Raw genomic sequence first — 17,220 nt, 5'->3', positions numbered from 1 at the left:
TGGAAAACGAAATGGGTCTCGCGTTAATGGCAGTGAATTTAAGGAAATTCACTGCCAAAAAATAAGAATTTAAAGAATTAATACCCTGAAATAAGAGAAAGGTGAATTTGAGCGCACTCAAATTCACCTTTCTTACTATCTGAAGCTAGTTTTGTCCCAGCCTCTATATCAATTAATGTGTAATCAAGTAGTTAAACTGCATGAACCATCTCTGATTTCTTCCTATAACTTCTTCAAACAACCCTACGTCCTCAATTTCTATTGCCGATAAGTAATTACAATTTGCATGCATGATGCCTTTTAAAGTGCCATCCATAACCACTTTTTGTCCCAGCTTCATTTCTTTCATACAGACATGGCAATGTGGTCTAACTTTTTTCTCCATAACTACCCCTCCCTTACATAAGATTAGATGTATAGTTTAAAAGTCCTTGTGTCTAAATTGTGAAATAGCAGTTCCTTCTTCCTGTTAATTTTGTCTAGTAATGGTTTTTATTATAAAGTGTACTGAAAAAACTGTAAAAAAATCACTTTGCTATATACCTATAGTATTCTGTTTATATATGAGTTATTTTGAATTCCCTTAAGGATAAAATAGGAATATGCGTCCCATATCATTTTCTATGTAGTTCTGTTGTTACTAATATTACAGAAAATGGGGAACCTAATTAATATCTTCTTTTACAAACAGGTGTTGGATGAGTAACAATTGGAAATTTTATTCTTTGATTGTATATTACATTCCCTTGTTTTGAATGGCTAATGGTGCAGAAGTATATACAGACTTAAAACAACCAGCTAGTTGTTTTAGAGGAACAAATAAAATGTTGAAGAGAATTATTCTAAAGAATACCTTTTTATTTTTAGAGATAAAAGTAATAAATTATATATTTACATTTTAGAAAGATGAGAAAAAAATTCGAGTACTAGTACTGATTAATGTACTAGATAAAAAAGAAGCAAGATCTAGATTAAGTAATTTAGGTAGAAAAAAGTAAAGGGTTAGGAGCAATCTACTGAGGATACTTCTATTTTTTTGCTTCAATAAAAATACCATTCCCTCATAACCTCTCGTAGTGTCTGTGTTTTACAATGTAAGAACTTTAGAGATATTCTTTAATTTAAGAGTCTATTCTTAAGTGGGTATAGTTTTTAGATGTCTCTATTAAAGGAAAAAGGATATAATGCTGAAACTATTTATATTGTAGTACGTAAAACTTTATGAATTGAAGGGGGAGCAATATTGAATAGACATCTATAAGAACACTGTTGTTAAATCGGAGGAATCAAACACTAATTATTTTGGATAGTAGGTACTGAGCTTGGTGCCATTTTTTAAAATTATAATACACAAAAAAGTACGTAAAGGTAGCGTGATATAAAGGTAATTCCACAACCAGCAAGATACTAGAAAATCAGGTGCCAGCTAACTTAAAAACCTCTTGTGTTATCTTTGCAAGCTAGTTAAACATTCAGGTGAAAATTTCTACAACACTAATCTGATTGTATTTGTAATAAGATTAGTGTAATTTTTATAAGAATTTAACAATTTTTCACATTATTAAACAGATAAAATATATTAACCTTTAAGAGTCATACATTTTTTTGAATGGCTTTTTATTATGGTATCATAAGAACAATTGGAGTTATTTGTAAATGGAGTGGGAAGAGTGATAGAGAAAGTTGTTATTGAACTTGCCAATAGAATTAAATACATAAAAACCTTGAATGCACAAAAAATTCATCAAATTAACACTGTTGACTGTAAAGGTATATATATTGAAACAGAGTCATCTAGAGAAAAATATCATAGTAGTGAAAAAACGTCTCCTTCTGAAGAAATTAGTTACAGTTTAATTTTACAAGGCTGGGAAGAATTTATTAGTAAGAGAGTTGCCGCTTCGAATAATTTCATAAAAGTAAGAGGAAGAAGTTCCTTTATCATGTCTTACTTTGCTCAATTGCCGTTTGTGGAGGTATTTTCTCAAGATAGTAAGACTGCAATAAGATTAAAGGAATTTAAGACAGATAATTTACCTAATGAGCAGTACGAAAAAGTAAAGGACTTCTTAGAGGAAGTTATAATTGACAAATATGATCCTAAAACCCTAAGTAGCCAAGTTGATGGGAACTTATATAGAGTGAAGTCAAGATTAAGGCAGGATGCAAGATTATTGGGCTTTGTTAATGAGTTTAATGAAATGAATATAAGTCAGTTTGAAGCTTATAAAAATGATAAAGATAAAGAAGGTTTTATTAGAAAGATCATCATTAATCAAGGTTATTTTAGAGTAGCATTAATTAGCTTAGATCTTTTAAGAAAACTACCTAAAAGAGAGAAAAAAATTGCGCTTGAAGAGCTTGGGATGCTAATTGTACGAAATTCCAGAGGCGAAAACCTAATGGTTGAATCGGTAGCTAAAGAGAGAACGCACAATCTTTTAATGTGGTTACAAAGCACAAACTTAATCGATAACAACTGGAATCCTTCAGAAAATTTTTTTGACACTTTACAAAATAAGGAGCAGGTCATGTCTAGCCACTTAAGAGAAGAACTAATAAAAATAATGAATCAATACCTATCTGCAAAAAGAGAACCTTTTGGGGGCCATCCTCTAGGACCTTTTGTTAGAAATGAAGTGACGGCTGAAATTAATAACCTACCATTTATAGATCCTTCCGAATATATGGTGACTGGTTCAGTAGGCCAAGGCAACTGGGCTTCTGTACCCTGGATAGCCATCATGAATCGCAAAATTACCGTTTCTACTCAAAGAGGATATTATATTGTGTATCTGTTTAGTGAGGATATGCAAAGTGTTTATCTTACATTAGCACAAGGTGTTACAGAGACTTCGAAGGAAGAAATGATACGGGTTAAGGCACAGATTAGAGAATCTATCCCCGCCACTAGCAAGGTAAAGAAAGATGACCAAATTAGTCTGGGAGAAAGTAAAAAGGCAAGGGATTATGCCTTATCCACTGCAGCTTACATTCACTATGCTGCTGACCATATACCTGAAGAAACCGTCATCGTAAATGATTTAAAAGAAATGATACATATTTATGAGAATTATATATCCATGAATGAGGGAACGGGATATGAGAATGAGCAGCTCCAAGGTGAGGTCCAATTGGTAAGAGAAACTAGGAACACCTATTTACCATCTAAGGACTTAATTAATCACATTTATTCATACATAAAAAGCAAAGGCTTCTATTACTCAAAAGATGAAGTCATTAATTTATTTATTTCCCTAAAAACCAAACCCTTTGTGATCCTATCAGGCATATCTGGAACAGGAAAAACCAAAATGGTGCAATGGTTTGCTGAGAGTTTAGGCGCGACTGAGAAAAATGGGCAGTTCACATTGATTCCTGTTCGTCCTGATTGGAGTGACGGTTCTGATTTATTAGGGTACGTGGATATCAAAGGGGATTTTAAAGAAGGGCCGTTGACTAAAGCGATAAAAGCAGCACATGAGCATCCGGATTTACCTTACTTTGTCCTTTTAGATGAAATGAACTTGGCGCGGGTTGAATATTACTTCAGTGATATTCTGAGTGTGATGGAAAGTCGCAGATGGGAGGATGGGAAGGTTGTTTCTTCTACTTTGTTATCAGAGGAGATCGCAAGTGAAGAAATCACACTGCCTAATAACCTCTATGTCATTGGAACCGTTAATATGGACGAAACGACGCACCCTTTTAGTAAAAAGGTGTTAGACCGTGCTAATACAATTGAGTTTAATCGAGTTGAATTAGATCATTTATCTTTCCTGCAAGATCTTGAGGAAGTAGATTCATTAATAATTGGACAAAGTCAGCTATCTTTAAAGTATTTGCACCTTAAGGATTTATACAAGGTAGATGCAGAGGTTATTGAAAAGGCAACAATTGAGCTGGTAAAGATCAATAAAAGTCTTCAATTAATTAATGCACATATCGGATATCGTGTGCGAGATGAGATCTGCTACTATCTTGCTTATAACAAAGAGGGTGATCTAATGACCTTTGAGGAAGCGTTTGATCATTGTATCCTGCAAAAGATATTGCCGCGTTTGTCTGGAAGTGACTCTCGAATTGATCAGCTTCTTAGGGAGTTGTATCTGCTCTTTACTAATACAGAATACAACGGGGATGAGGATTCTCCGTTAGATGAGCAAAGTGCTATTTACCCTAAGAGTGCTCGAAAAGTGGTGGAGATGCTTAGGAGGTTACAAGCAGATGGCTTTACATCCTTTTGGATCTCGTAACGAAGTTGAATTGGTTAAGATTGAAACAGATGATTTCTCTCTTGTGGTGAAAGGAAAGCCGTATCATGAAAGGTATGAGGGGTTAAAACAGTATCGTGCAATGGATATGCACGATGTCATGCAGTTTTCTGTTCATGGGGATTTGGTAAATCAGGTATTAATCTATGATATTGAAACACAGCTGCTGCAGGAATCTACTCAATTAAGGCCTATCTTTTTCGAAAATGGAGTTTATCAGGTTATTGTCATACCTAAAACAAGCCGAGACTTATCCTTTTATCATGAGCATCCTGGTTTAAGGCAATCAATATCTAAAGTGGAAATCCCAAACACTTATATGTTAATGGGAAACTTACAATTCCAGAATGAAGTGGGATTAACGACCTTTGAAATTAGAGACGGCAGCAAAAAGCTGCTAGAGGTAACGTTAGAGATTTTCCCAGCAAAGATTGACTACAAAAATGATTATAAAAGACTACTAGAAGAAGTTAACGATGAAATTTATAATCTTGCCTTTCATTTTATCCGGAAAACCTATTTAGGAGCTAGTGTGAAGCTCGACGGCAAGCCATCAAGAAGTGAATTTTACCGTTTGATTAGCAAGCATTTTGATCAGTTCATTCAGTCTGTTAATCGCATTGAAATGCAGCCACATCACCTCCTCCAGAAAACGTATGAAAAGGTTAGAGGAGACCAATTAAATAAGCTTGACACTAGAAGCAGGAGCTATTTGCAAAAAAGACCTCATCTATTTACAGAGGTTTCAAATGGTATCTATATCAATAACAAAACACTCATGCCAGTTGAAGGTCTTCGTGTTAAAAAGGAGCTTACCTTTGATACATTAGAAAATCGATATGTGAAATGGATGATGAAGCGGGTTACACATAAGCTTTATGATTTGCTGAAGACATTAAGAAATAGAAACTCCAGGTGGGACGTAGAACCTGATTCTGATCTTTTAGACAAGATGCTCGAAATGATTAAGCATTTGGAGGGTAAGCTTAAAAGTCGTTTTTGGAAGGGAATAAAGAAGCTGGATCGCTCTATTCTTAGTTTAGTTCTGCAGATGGCACCAGGCTATCGGGATGCTTTCCAAATCTATCTGACCGTGTCCAAGGGATTAATGCTTCAAGGAAAGCTTTATCAAATGTCTGTGAAAGATGTTGCAACACTTTATGAATATTGGACATTCTTGAAGCTGGGCCAAATCCTTGATAAAAAGTATCATCTTGTGAGCCAGGACATTATCCAGGTAAACCGTGAAGGACTGTTTGTAAATCTTCAGACTAACCGTTCAGCGACAAGAAAATACAAACACCCATATACCAAAGAAGACATTATTCTAACCTATCAAAAGTATGAAACTGGTTTGCCAACCATTCCTCAAAAGCCCGATACCATGCTCAGTATCTCTAAAAAGGGGAAAGACTTTACCTATAATTATGTATTTGATGCCAAGTATCGAATTGATTACGCCCAGGAAGGAAGTTATTATCAAAATCGATATAAGCAACCCGGACCGCTTGAAGATGATATTAACACCATGCACCGTTATCGAGATTCTATTGTTGCCTATAATGATGGGCCATATGAAAGAACCGCTTTTGGAGCGTATGTGCTTTTTCCATGGTCCTATGAAGAGCTTTACCAGGATCATCACTTCTATAAAAGTATTGATAAAGTCAATATTGGAGGGCTTCCTTTTCTTCCGAATGCAACGGACCTTGTCGAAATGTTTGTGGAGAGGCTTATTGAAAAAAGCCCTGAGGAAATCCAGCAGGAAGGAATCTTGCCAAGGGGTACACTTGAAGATTGGAACTCTAGCCTTGACGAGAAAGTTCTAGTCGGGCTTGTTAAAGATTTTGAGGAATATATTAGCTGCAAACAGACGGGCCGTTACGGTGTTCTGGTTGAAAAATTAAAAGCGGGATGGCAAGAGACTAAGCATGTAGCCCTTTATGTGAAGAATGGGGTATTAGAACATAATGGAGTCATTTGTTATGGCAGGGTTAAAGATATTAGACCAGTGAAATCTGGATATGATGAATACATGCAATTTGAAGTGGAGCATTGGATCAACTGTAATCCAATAATTAAACCTGTTGGATATGGCATTGCTGAATATGTGCATACCACATTGAGCAATCTGAAGGAGTCCACCGAGCTGCCTGAATTGTTTATGAAATCAAAGGAAGAAAAAACGTTATGGAGAATGCTTAGAAGGGTCTCAGACAGAATATCTATTGAACTTGACTCAGCTAATCTTGATGTTGCTACTAAGGTTGAGGAATATAGGATCAAGAATGTTTTGATAAAAATTAATAAAGATAATAGAGAAGTTAATTTGATAGGTGAAGGTGAACAAAAAACTGTACCCTTTGATACAATACCAAGAAATTTGTCTGCTGTTTTTAAAGATTTGATTGAGATGCTAGCCCGTGCACATTGATAATGTTTATGCTGACATTCATATAAAGGTGAGGATTATAAATGCCTACTTACAACAAACTAGTTCGTGATCGTATACCAGAAATTATTGCAGGGACAGGTAAAAAGTGTTCCACAAAAACTCTTGATCAATCAGAATTCATTAAAGAACTTAGGAGAAAGATTCTGGAAGAACTTGAAGAGTATATGAGAGCGGATAATCGTGAAGAAGCACTTGAGGAATTAGCTGATTTGCTTGAAATAATCCATGCACTTGCAGAGATTCATGGGAGATCATTTGATAAGGTGGAGGAACTAAGAAAACTAAAGGCTGAAAAACGGGGTAAATTTAAGGAGAAGATCTTTTTAGTCGAGGTAGAAAAGTGATATTTTAGAACAACTATTAAAAAAAGTGAGGACTCTAAAAATGAAGAGTCCTCGTAAACATCGTTTCTAACCATTGCTATACAAATGGTTAGAAACGATAGAATAAATGTATTAGTTAATCTATAGTTTCTCATAAAATCTTCGGATTTTAGCTGCCATCATTTGTCTTCGTTCAATTAAGAATTCATCGTACTTGGTATAATCCAAATTAAACAAAGACTGTGGAACACAGTTCATTTCCATGTTTAATCTTACTTCCTCATGGTCAATAATTTCTCCAATTGAAGTTTCATGACCATTACACTGCTTATTGATCAGATCCATATAAACTGACGGAGCCTTATCCTTTATTGCAAGGTTTACAATTTGTTCTGTGTAAACATAATTTGCAATTTGGTTGTATTTACCTCTGTTTTTTATCCCGTTTTTTTGTAAGTATTTCTTTGGAAAGATATGGTGTACATCTCCGCGTTCTTCAATGAGATTACTTACAGTAACCGATTTGGATAAAAAGGCATAATCCTTATTATAAATTTGAGCCATAATAAACAGGTTAAAATATGGGCTGCTTGTGACAGACGTATCCAAATTAGCCACCAAAATATTCTCCCAATAGGCACTCGAGAGCTCCCCGGCTTCTACACTTTTTAAATATATGTCTGGTGTTTCAGCATTATTAAATCTGCGAATATCAAACTCAAACATTGTTTCCGGTGAACTAGAATAACGTTCTGTAAGTACAGACAGTACAAGCCATTTACGTACAATATGATTTATCTTGTTTCCATCTAGTTTTTTGGAGCGTAGTAACAGGAACAAAGTATATGCAAAATTCAATGCATTTTTTGATCGTATCAATTTAGGAGTTATAATTCCTGCTGATTTAACAATCATCACAAACCGCTTAAAATTTGTCTCATTGACAAATTCTAATACACCATCTTTTAAGGTTTTAAAAGAATCTTCTATAATCTCCTCTTTATATTCACGAGTTTCAAAATCGCGGCCTGAAAGAAGGCTCACCAAGTTTGAAAGCTTACCTCTTAAAAATTTATAAGTAAAAGCAACCCTCAACACATCAGAATAACTAGGTTCATAAATAGATGAATGATAGTCTTTTAACCATTTGATTCTATGAAAATTGACCGATGAAGCAAATTCAGTATCGTTGTTTTCAATATTTGAGTAATCTGAAGGATTTTTAATTAAATGGGAAAAGTAATCGATTGTTTTTCTAATAACCGGACCTTCATATGCTTCATTTACAGTTATTTTTGACATTGCAAAGTCTGCTTGACTTAAAACTACTCCAGCTGAATTAATACGGATAAAAATTTCTGTGACTGTTTCTATATCGAGGTTATGCGATAACTCTATCATACCTATACTGCTGTATTTAATTTGTACAAGCTTTTGTAGTACTTGATTCATTCTATTATGGTCCATTTCCGGGTTTACTCTACAGTACTCATTTATATAGCTAAACGAATTAAATTCCGGAGCAAATACTTCTGAAATATCTGGTATCCACTTGGAATTCTTTAATATAGCGGGATTACGAACTTCAAATTTTTCTTCCAACGGGTTAAATGCGATTCTTATTTTTTTCTTTTTATAATTCGAGTCTACAACTTCTTGTCCAGTTATAGCTGCAGTTAAAGCAGTAATCCTTTGTTGTCCGTCAATTAATATCTTCTTTCCATTAGAAACAGACCCATCTTTAAGTTTCGTATCTGGGTTTTGCCAAGTGATTATATAACCAACTGGATAATTTTTATAAAGAGAATCCATTAGATCTCTTACCTTTGAAGCATCCCAGACAAATGGTCTTTGTATTTCTGGAATAGCAATCATGTTATTTTTAATCCAACTGATAATTGATTCAACAGTACTATTGTTTACATTATAGTTTGACAAATCTCTCCACCCTTTTTCTAAATATTAATTGAATTATAACGTAAATGGATTTGTTAACCAATTAATTAAAATTTGATAAATAAGAAGTAGCAGCACCCATAATTGTGGGTGCTGTTTTTTGGTCCACTCATATCTTAAGGCGAGTTAAAAAGTCGTAATATTTAGTGACTTTCATCAATAAGAATATAGAAAATGAAAAGCAGTTTTCACTAGGTGGAAACAAGAGGAGTGACTTTCGTGACAACAAAAAGCACCAGTATCCGTTCTTTAGATAGAGCATTTGATATTATCGAGACATTTACTTTTAAGGAACCTCTTTTGTCTTTGGTTGAAGTTGCAGAAAGAACTGGACTTCCTCTTGCGACTGTTCACAGGATATTACACACCATTATGGAAAGGGGTTATATCGAAAAGGATAAAAAGACTGGTAAATACAAGCTGGGAATGGAGTTTATTCGAGTAGGGGGGATAGTAGTTCAGTCAGTTGATTTGGTCAGTGTGGCTACTCCCTTCTTAGAAGAATTAGCTAAGGTTACTGAATTGAATGTGAACTTGAGTGTTTATGATAGGGGGAAAGCTCTTTGTTTGATCAATATAGAGTCCTATCACAAATTTGGTTATGAAGTTAAAGTAGGGCAAAAATTGCCTATTTACGCTGGAGCTTTATCAAAAGTTATATTTGCACACTTAAGCGAAGAAGAGATTCAGCAAATTATTTCACAGGATTTAGAGTTATTTACACCAGAAACAATCGCTAAAAAAGAGGTATTGCTGAGTGAGTTAGAAAAAATCAGGAATAATGGATATTCATTTTCTAAAGGTGAGCTGACTTTAGGAGTAAAGGCTTTCGGATACCCTGTCTTTAATTATGAAAATAAATTAGCAGCGGGAATTGCTATCTCGGGACCGGGGATATTCCTAAAAAAAGAGAAGGAGGGGGAGCTATTAAACGAGTTGAAGAAAGCTGCAACTCTAATTTCAAAGGAACTTGGATACAAAAGTTCTAACACATATTAAGGAGATGATGAGTTTGAAGAAAACAAGACCTTTTTACATGTTACTCCTTTTCGTTATTTTAGTATTTTCATTGGCTGCATGCAGTCAAAATAACCAGGAGTCTTCAAAACCACAAAATACTGCACAAGATTCAGGAACCGATACAGCTGAGTCAGAACCTAAAAGCGGAGGTAGTTTAACTGTTGCTACAGGAGCTGATTTAACAAAGCTTGATCTTCATACTTCTACAGTCCTCTCAGATCGCATCCCTCTTTTACATGTACAGGAAATGCTTGTGACGATCGATGAAAACATGAAAATCATTCCTATGTTAGCGCAAGATTGGGAAATTAGTGAAGATCAAAAAACATTCACCTTTCATTTGCGTGAGGGTGTTAAGTTTCATAATGGAAACGAAATGAAAGCAGAAGATGTGAAGTATTCTATCGAACGGTTTATTGAATATGCGCCTAGAAATGCTGAATTTTCAATGGTTGATTCAATAGAAGTTATTGATGACTATACGGTCGCCTTTCATTTAAATAGTCCTTCTGGTGTATTTTTAGGTTCATTAGCTAATCCCTATAATCCAGCTGTGATTATTCCAAAAGGGGAAGGTGCAAATGGTGAAGAAATTAAGAATCCAATTGGTACTGGACCTTTTCAATTTGACAAATGGGAACAAGGTAAACAGCTAGTTCTTAAAAAGTTTGATGACTATAAGTCTATTGAAGGTGAACCTACAGGATTTGGGGGAGAAAAGGTTGCTTATGTAGATGAAATCGTTTTTAAACCAATTTCGGAAGCATCTGTTAGACTAACGTCTCTTGAAACAGGTGAGGTTGATGTTGTGCTGGATGTTCTTCCGAACGATTACGATAGATTAAAACAAAAACAAAATGTGGTTGTTGCAATGAAGCCTTCCTTGAATTGGGGTATGCTGCAGTACGGCATGAATAAGCCGCCATTTGATAACCTTGATATGAGAAAAGCAGTTGCATATGCATTGAATAAACAAGAAATTGTGGATGTTGCCACTCGTAAACTAGGAGAACCTGCGCCTTCAGCTGTTTTTCCGGAAACAGAATGGTTTTCAGATGTACATGCAGATGATTACGAACAGGATTTAGAAAAGGCAAAAGAACTTGTAAAGAAAGCTGGATATGATGGGGAACCCATCGTGATTTCTACAAGTACTGCCTATGATCACCACGAAAAAACCGCATTAGTGATACAAAGCCAGCTTAAAAAGATTGGACTTAATGTTGAAATTGAAGCATTAGAATGGGCGTCCTTCATTTCAGATAGATGGGTAACTGGTGATTACCACTTGCTAAACGGTCATATTACTCCTAGACCCGATCCAAATCAAATCTATTATGCGTATTTGCATAGCAGCACCAGTTATAACGGGTATAAAAGCGAAAAAATGGATTCCTTGCTGGAAGAGGGAATCATGGAAGTTGATATGAGTAAAAGGAAAGAGATTTATAATAATGTCCAATCATTACTGCAGGAAGATTTATCATTCTCCTCACTTTATTACTATCCTGTAATTGAAGCACATTCACCAAACATAAAAGGGTATGAAACATGGAGTGCAGGTTACCCTCGGTTATGGAACGTGTGGATTTCAGAATAGAAAGGGGGTCTAATGGCCCCTTTCTCAAAAGGAGGAACTAAATTGCATGTCTAGTTTTTTGGTTAAAAGGCTGTTGGCTTTAATACCGGTACTATTAACAGTTTCTGCAGTTGTTTTTATGATCATTCACTTTATCCCAGGTGATCCTGCTGCTGCGATGCTAGGATCACAGGCAAATGAGGAACAACTTGCGCAAATGAGAGAAAAAATGGGGTTAAATGAACCTCTTTTCATTCAGTTTACGCTTTGGCTATTTAACTTGCTGCAAGGCGACTTGGGCAGTTCATTAGTGTCTGACCAAACTGTTCTTTCTTTAATTGCAAATAGACTTCCAGTCACCTTGAATCTAATTATTTACTCGATGACAATTTCTATTTTAATTGCTATTCCTCTTGGTGTTATCTCAGCTGTCAAACATAATACTGGACTTGATTATGCGTCGATGATTATAGCTCTTATAGGTATATCGATTCCAAATTTCTGGGCAGCTCTGCTTTTAATCATGATTTTCGCTTTGAATCTTGAGATGTTTCCAGCGACTGGTTATGTTTCGGTTTCAGAAAGCTTGTTATTAAATATTAAACATTTAACATTACCTGCATTTTCACTGGGGTTTATTCAAGCGGGTATCATTACTCGTATGACAAGGTCAAGTATGTTAGATGTCTTAAGACAGGATTATATTCGGACTGTTAAGGCAAAAGGAGCTTCACCCTTTACCTTGGTTTTCAGGCACGCTCTTAAAAATGCCATGATTCCAATAATAACGATTATTGGGATAAACTTTGGGCTGCTTTTGGGCGGAACAGTTGTTGTTGAATCTATTTTCAGCATCAATGGTATTGGCCAATTAATGATTCAATCTGTACTGAACCGTGATTATCCCGTCATACAAGGCATTATCCTGGTTATTGCAGCGATTTATGTTTTTATTACTCTATTTGTTGATATCTTATACACGTACTTCGACCCTAAAATTAAATATAGCAAGGGGTGAAAAACTTGAGTATTAATGTCATAAAAAAGCCGAAAATTTTTTCGAGTTCATTCTTTGTGCATTTTAGAAACTTTTCAAAAAGGAAGCAAGGGATTGCGGGTTTATTCATAATCACCACAATATTACTAGTAGCAATATTTGCCCCTCTGATTGCACCATATGAACCAGTGAATGATGTGAACTATTCCAATCTTAATGCGGCACCTAGTATGGCTCACTTATTTGGAACTGATGACTACGGTAGAGATATTCTTAGCAGAGTCATATACGGAGCGAAGGTCTCTATCCAAATCTCTTTTTTTACTATCCTAATATCAGCATCAATTGGTGTAGTGATGGGCCTTATTTCTGGATTTTTTGGAGGAGTTATAGATGGGCTTTTAATGAGGCTGGTTGATGGTTTAATGTCCTTTCCTCCATTATTATTTGCAATTGCTCTCATGGCGGCGCTTGGAAGCAGCATCAAGAATATTATTTTGGCATTAGCCATTGTATATACACCTATGTTTGCAAGGCTTATAAGAGGTTGTGTTTTATCTATTAAAGAAAAAGAATATATCGATTCAATTAAAGTTATGGGTGGTTCCAATATCAGGATTTTATTTAAACATATCCTTCCCAATTGCGTTTCACCGCTACTAATTCAGATGACCACATACTTTGCTTATGCCATTTTAGCGGAGGCGTCTTTGAGCTTTTTGGGACTTGGTGTTCCTCAGCCTGAACCAAGCTGGGGTAATATTCTATACGATGGAAGACAGTATATGATTGATTCTCCGTGGATTACCATTTTTCCTGGAATAGCAATAGGGATAACCGTTCTTGGCTTAAATTTATTAGGTGATGGATTAAGAGATTACTTGGATCCTAATTTAGATTAAATGTAGAAGGAGAGATAAGAATGCGTAAATTTTTATTTGGTGAAATGACTTGGCCGGAAATAAAAGAAACAATTAAGGAAGAGAGAATAGCTATTGTTCCCATCGGTATGATCGAGGAACACGGACATCACTTACCAGTAGAGACTGATGTTGTACTAGCTAATGAAATATGCGTTAGAGCAGGTACAAAGATACCCGAAAAAGTAGTTGTTGTTCCGCCTGTTAATCATGCATATGCTCCACATCAGATGGATTTTCCTGGAGTCATTTCGATTAGCAGTGATACATTTATTCATTACATTGTAGATATTGGGAAAAGTTTGGCTCACCAAGGGTATAAAAGAATTCTGTTATTTAATGGCCACGGAAGCAATGTTTCTTTGCTTCAAGTTGCTGCAAGACAGGTAATGCTTGCATATCCAGAGGTCATGTGTGCTTCTTTATCACATTGGGATTTACAGCCAGTTGTCGATTTGATGGAAGAAATAAGAGATTCTGAGAATCCTGGAGGTATTAATCACGCTGGCGAATATGAAACCTCCATGTATCTGGCAATTAAGGAAGAATTAGTACAAATGGATAAAGCCGTTAGAGATTTAGACAAATTTAAAACATCTAAATATTTTTGGCTTGATCTTGTTGGCAATGGTGAAGGAAGAATGGTTGCAATCATGCCATACTGGAGCACGATCTCAGAAACTGGAACTCTAGGTGATCCTACAATGTCCACGAAGGCAAAGGGCGAACGGATCATGACCGCTGCAGTAGAAGGATTAGTAGAGTTTTTAGATATTTTCAGGGGAAGGGAAATAAACCCAAGGGTGAATCACCACTTATAAAGGGGTAATTTCGATGAGCGATTTACTTACAGTTGAAAATCTTACAGTCGAATTCAAAAATCAATCAAACTCAAATAAAGTGGTTAAAGATCTTAGTTTCCATATCAAGCAGGGGGAAACCGTTGGTATTGTAGGAGAAAGCGGCTGTGGCAAAAGTGTTACTTCACTGGCAATTATGGGGCTAGTTCCTTCCCCATCTGGTAAGGTTTCTTCTGGGAAAATTATTTTTAATGAAGAAAACTTATTAGAAAAGAAACAAAAGGCTTTAAGGAAAATACGTGGAAAAGAAATTGCCATGATCTTTCAAGACCCTATGAGTACTCTTGATCCTGCTTTTAAAGTAGGATTCCAAATAGAAGAGGTTCTCAAATTACACACAAATTTAAGTAAAAAAGAAATTAAAAATAAGTCTATTGAATTGTTAAAGTCGGTAGGTATTCCCAGTCCAGAGCAAAGATATTATCAGTACCCATATGAACTTTCAGGCGGGATGAGACAAAGAGTGGTGATTGCAATGGCATTGGCCTGCAATCCTAGACTATTAATAGCTGATGAACCCACTACAGCTTTGGATGTCACAGTACAAGCGCAGATCTTAGATTTAATGAATGAGTTAAAAGTTCAATTTAATACTTCAATTATGATGATTACTCATGATATTGGCGTTGTTGCTGAGACCTGTAATAGAGTAATTGTTATGTACGCAGGACAAATAGTTGAAGAAGCAAATATAAGGGATCTATTTGATCATGCAGCACACCCTTATACTCAGGGACTTCTTAAATCAGTACCTAAAATCAATTCTTCGAATGATATACTCCATTCTATTCCTGGGAATGTACCTTCTCCAGAAGAGATGCCTAATGGATGTAGATTTTATCCTCGCTGTCCAATTGCCATAGAAAAATGCAGAATTCAAGAACCGCCTTTGGAAAAAGTGGAAGAAAAACACAAAGTAAGGTGCTGGCATATAGAAAAGGTGCTGAAGAAGGAATGAGGTGAAGTAGGCTTTGGAACCATTACTGAAATTATCAGGAGTGGAAAAGAACTTTCATATAAGCAGAGGATTATTTGAAAAAAACAATAAAGTTTTAAAGGCAGTGGACGGTGTTGAATTCAATATTGAAAAAGGAGAAACGTTTGGATTAGTAGGTGAGAGCGGGTGCGGTAAAAGTACATTGGGTAAATTGATAGTAAAATTGCTAAACCCATCGTCAGGCAATATTTATTTTAACGGAAGAGACATTACGCAAATAAGTAAAAAAGAACATATGCAATATACAAGAGATATACAAATGATTTTTCAAGACCCATTCTCTTCCTTTAATCCCAGACAAAAAGTCATCGACATATTAATGGAACCTTTAGATATTCACTTTAAGTCCCTTAGTAGAGATAAAAAGAGGAAAATGGTTGAAGAACTTTTAGAGCGTGTGGGCCTCAACGCTAACCAGGCAAATAGATACCCACATCAATTTAGTGGCGGTCAGCGGCAGCGTATAGGCATTGCTAGAGCCCTATCTTTAAATCCTAAATTAATCGTCTGCGATGAGCCTGTTTCCGCACTTGATGTTTCGATTCAATCGCAAATTATTAACTTATTAAAAGATATTCAAAAAGATTTAGGCATTTCCTATCTTTTTATTGCTCATGACTTAGGTGTTGTTAAGCATATAAGTGATCGAATAGGTGTTATGTATCTAGGGAACATTGTAGAGACAGCGTCAAAGGATGAACTCTTTGATAACCCCCTGCATCCATATACGAAAGTTTTAATTTCTTCTGTACCAAAAGAACACCCTGATGAGGAAAAAGAAAGAATCGTTTTAAGGGGAGAAATACCAAGTCCAAGTGATCCACCGGTTGGTTGTAAGTTTCACACACGCTGTCCTAGCGCGCAAGAAATTTGCAGAAAAGAAGTACCCGCTCTTGAAATAAAGAAAGAACATCATAGAGTAGCATGTCATTTAATATAAAGTGAATAAAAAAAGCTTGTTTCCTGAAAATATTATCTTCAGGAAGCAGGCTTTTTTATATTTATACTTTTAGAGTGGAGAAGGAAATAAAGAAACATTCCTGTTTATGGAAATTCCCTTATCACAAATGGAGTAGGTTAAATCTAGCTGACCATCGGGCATTCCAAAGAATGAAAATAAAAGCAAAAAATAATCATTTCTTGTTTATTAAAAATTTTCTTTCAATTCAAAAATTAATATGCTATTATACTCTTAATTACAGTAATACTTAAATTATTTTACACCCATACTATAATTTTTCAGTACTGCTTCAAAGGAGTTCATTATGGAAGAAATTTATAAGAAAATTAAAGATTTAAGGCTTCAGAATGGCTATACCTTAAAAGAATTAAGTGAACGTACTGATTTATCCATCAGCTTTCTTTCTCAAGTCGAGAGAGGAACAACTTCCCTGGCTATTACTTCATTGAAAAAAATAGCAGATGCACTGAATGTTAAAATTTCTGAGTTTTTCGAAGATGAGAAACCGAATCAGAATTTTATGGTGAAGTCCAGCGAGCATAAGCCATTTAATATCAAGGGGTCGGAATTTACTTATGTCCGAGTGAATGGTGATTTTCCAGGCAGAAGCCTGGAACCGCTTTTGGTTACATTAGCACCCAACCAAAAACAGACACAGCAATTTGGCCACGCTGGCGAGGAATATTATTACGTATTAAAGGGCCTTGTTATTTTTCACGTAGATGGTAAGGAATACGTTATCCGGGAAGGTGATTCTATTCATTTCCCATCTACCTACCCGCATACAGTTGAAAATCCGATAAGTGAAGAATCAAAATTACTTTGTGTTTTAACGCCAGTTATTTTTTAATTGGCCTTTATAAATAAATCTATAAATA

Annotated in this window: 13 protein-coding genes; 11 read left to right on the top strand and 2 right to left on the bottom strand. The window is 35.5% G+C overall.

Going from position 1 to position 17,220, the window contains the following annotated elements:
• Positions 1 to 172 precede the first annotated feature (172 nt).
• Positions 173 to 385 (bottom strand): hypothetical protein, encoded by a 213-nt coding sequence (locus AC6CHU_RS16720; RefSeq protein WP_498122428.1) that lies wholly within the window; start codon positions 383 to 385, stop codon positions 173 to 175.
• A gap of 1,285 nt (positions 386 to 1,670) precedes the next feature.
• Between AC6CHU_RS16720 and AC6CHU_RS16715 the strand changes: the two genes are divergently transcribed.
• Genes AC6CHU_RS16715 through AC6CHU_RS16705 form a run of 3 tightly spaced genes read left to right on the top strand, consistent with a single transcriptional unit; the run spans position 1,671 to position 7,073 of the window.
• A complete protein-coding gene (locus AC6CHU_RS16715) occupies positions 1,671 to 4,256 on the top strand; it encodes an MrcB family domain-containing protein (protein WP_498122426.1) in 2,586 nt (861 codons plus the stop codon).
• Positions 4,228 to 6,708, top strand: a complete 2,481-nt coding sequence (locus AC6CHU_RS16710; protein ID WP_498122424.1) for a DUF2357 domain-containing protein — start codon at positions 4,228 to 4,230, stop codon at positions 6,706 to 6,708. Before AC6CHU_RS16715 ends, AC6CHU_RS16710 begins: the two co-directional genes overlap by 29 nt.
• A 41-nt stretch (positions 6,709 to 6,749) precedes the next feature.
• Positions 6,750 to 7,073, top strand: a complete 324-nt coding sequence (locus tag AC6CHU_RS16705; protein WP_498122422.1) for a pyrophosphohydrolase domain-containing protein — start codon at positions 6,750 to 6,752, stop codon at positions 7,071 to 7,073.
• A 120-nt stretch (positions 7,074 to 7,193) separates the two neighbouring features.
• Here the strand turns inward: AC6CHU_RS16705 and AC6CHU_RS16700 are convergent, their stop codons facing one another.
• Positions 7,194 to 8,990: a GmrSD restriction endonuclease domain-containing protein gene (locus tag AC6CHU_RS16700; RefSeq protein WP_498122420.1), complete on the bottom strand. Its 1,797-nt coding sequence runs from the start codon at positions 8,988 to 8,990 to the stop codon at positions 7,194 to 7,196.
• 237 nt (positions 8,991 to 9,227) lie between these two features.
• Here AC6CHU_RS16700 and AC6CHU_RS16695 point away from each other — a divergent pair, with 237 nt between their 5' ends.
• The 8 genes from AC6CHU_RS16695 (at position 9,228) to AC6CHU_RS16660 (ending at position 17,192) form a co-directional block, all read left to right on the top strand.
• Positions 9,228 to 10,007, top strand: coding sequence for an IclR family transcriptional regulator (locus AC6CHU_RS16695; RefSeq protein ID WP_498122418.1), 780 nt, complete (start codon positions 9,228 to 9,230; stop codon positions 10,005 to 10,007).
• The gene (locus AC6CHU_RS16690; RefSeq protein ID WP_498122416.1) at positions 9,979 to 11,628 is read left to right on the top strand and encodes an ABC transporter substrate-binding protein; all 1,650 of its coding nucleotides are present in this window, start codon (positions 9,979 to 9,981) and stop codon (positions 11,626 to 11,628) included. The genes AC6CHU_RS16695 and AC6CHU_RS16690 overlap by 29 nt, the downstream gene beginning before the upstream one ends.
• Positions 11,629 to 11,674: 46 nt before the next feature.
• Positions 11,675 to 12,625 (top strand): ABC transporter permease, encoded by a 951-nt coding sequence (locus tag AC6CHU_RS16685; protein ID WP_498122414.1) that lies wholly within the window; start codon positions 11,675 to 11,677, stop codon positions 12,623 to 12,625.
• A gap of 5 nt (positions 12,626 to 12,630) precedes the next feature.
• Entirely contained in the window at positions 12,631 to 13,506 is an 876-nt protein-coding gene (locus AC6CHU_RS16680) for an ABC transporter permease (RefSeq protein ID WP_498122412.1), read from the top strand.
• Between the two features lie 20 nt (positions 13,507 to 13,526).
• On the top strand, positions 13,527 to 14,345 hold the full coding sequence (locus AC6CHU_RS16675; RefSeq protein WP_498122410.1) for a creatininase family protein: 819 nt from the start codon (positions 13,527 to 13,529) through the stop codon (positions 14,343 to 14,345).
• Between the two features lie 13 nt (positions 14,346 to 14,358).
• Entirely contained in the window at positions 14,359 to 15,342 is a 984-nt protein-coding gene (locus tag AC6CHU_RS16670) for an ABC transporter ATP-binding protein (RefSeq protein WP_498122409.1), read from the top strand.
• Positions 15,343 to 15,355: 13 nt separating this feature from the next.
• Complete coding sequence (locus AC6CHU_RS16665) at positions 15,356 to 16,321, top strand: ABC transporter ATP-binding protein (RefSeq protein WP_498122407.1); 966 nt, start codon at positions 15,356 to 15,358, stop codon at positions 16,319 to 16,321.
• A 325-nt stretch (positions 16,322 to 16,646) separates the two neighbouring features.
• Positions 16,647 to 17,192 carry a helix-turn-helix domain-containing protein gene (locus AC6CHU_RS16660; protein ID WP_498122405.1) on the top strand — a complete coding sequence of 182 codons (546 nt, stop codon included), beginning with the start codon at positions 16,647 to 16,649 and terminating at the stop codon, positions 17,190 to 17,192.
• The last annotated feature ends 28 nt before the right edge of the window (positions 17,193 to 17,220 follow it).

This window comes from Cytobacillus sp. GQ23 (assembly GCF_059758675.1).
Note: the sequence above shows the minus strand (reverse complement) of the source record. Positions and strands in the feature narration are given on the sequence as shown.

Excerpts from the sequence above, each read along its gene's own strand:
- AC6CHU_RS16660 (WP_498122405.1), top strand. The coding sequence starts at position 16,647 with ATGGAAGAAATTTATAAGAAAATTAAAGATTTAAGGCTTCAGAATGGC.
- AC6CHU_RS16685 (WP_498122414.1), top strand. The coding sequence starts at position 11,675 with ATGTCTAGTTTTTTGGTTAAAAGGCTGTTGGCTTTAATACCGGTACTA.
- AC6CHU_RS16720 (WP_498122428.1), bottom strand. The coding sequence starts at position 385 with ATGGAGAAAAAAGTTAGACCACATTGCCATGTCTGTATGAAAGAAATG.
- AC6CHU_RS16670 (WP_498122409.1), top strand. The coding sequence starts at position 14,359 with ATGAGCGATTTACTTACAGTTGAAAATCTTACAGTCGAATTCAAAAAT.
- AC6CHU_RS16675 (WP_498122410.1), top strand. The coding sequence starts at position 13,527 with ATGCGTAAATTTTTATTTGGTGAAATGACTTGGCCGGAAATAAAAGAA.
- AC6CHU_RS16705 (WP_498122422.1), top strand. The coding sequence starts at position 6,750 with ATGCCTACTTACAACAAACTAGTTCGTGATCGTATACCAGAAATTATT.
- AC6CHU_RS16710 (WP_498122424.1), top strand. The coding sequence starts at position 4,228 with ATGGCTTTACATCCTTTTGGATCTCGTAACGAAGTTGAATTGGTTAAG.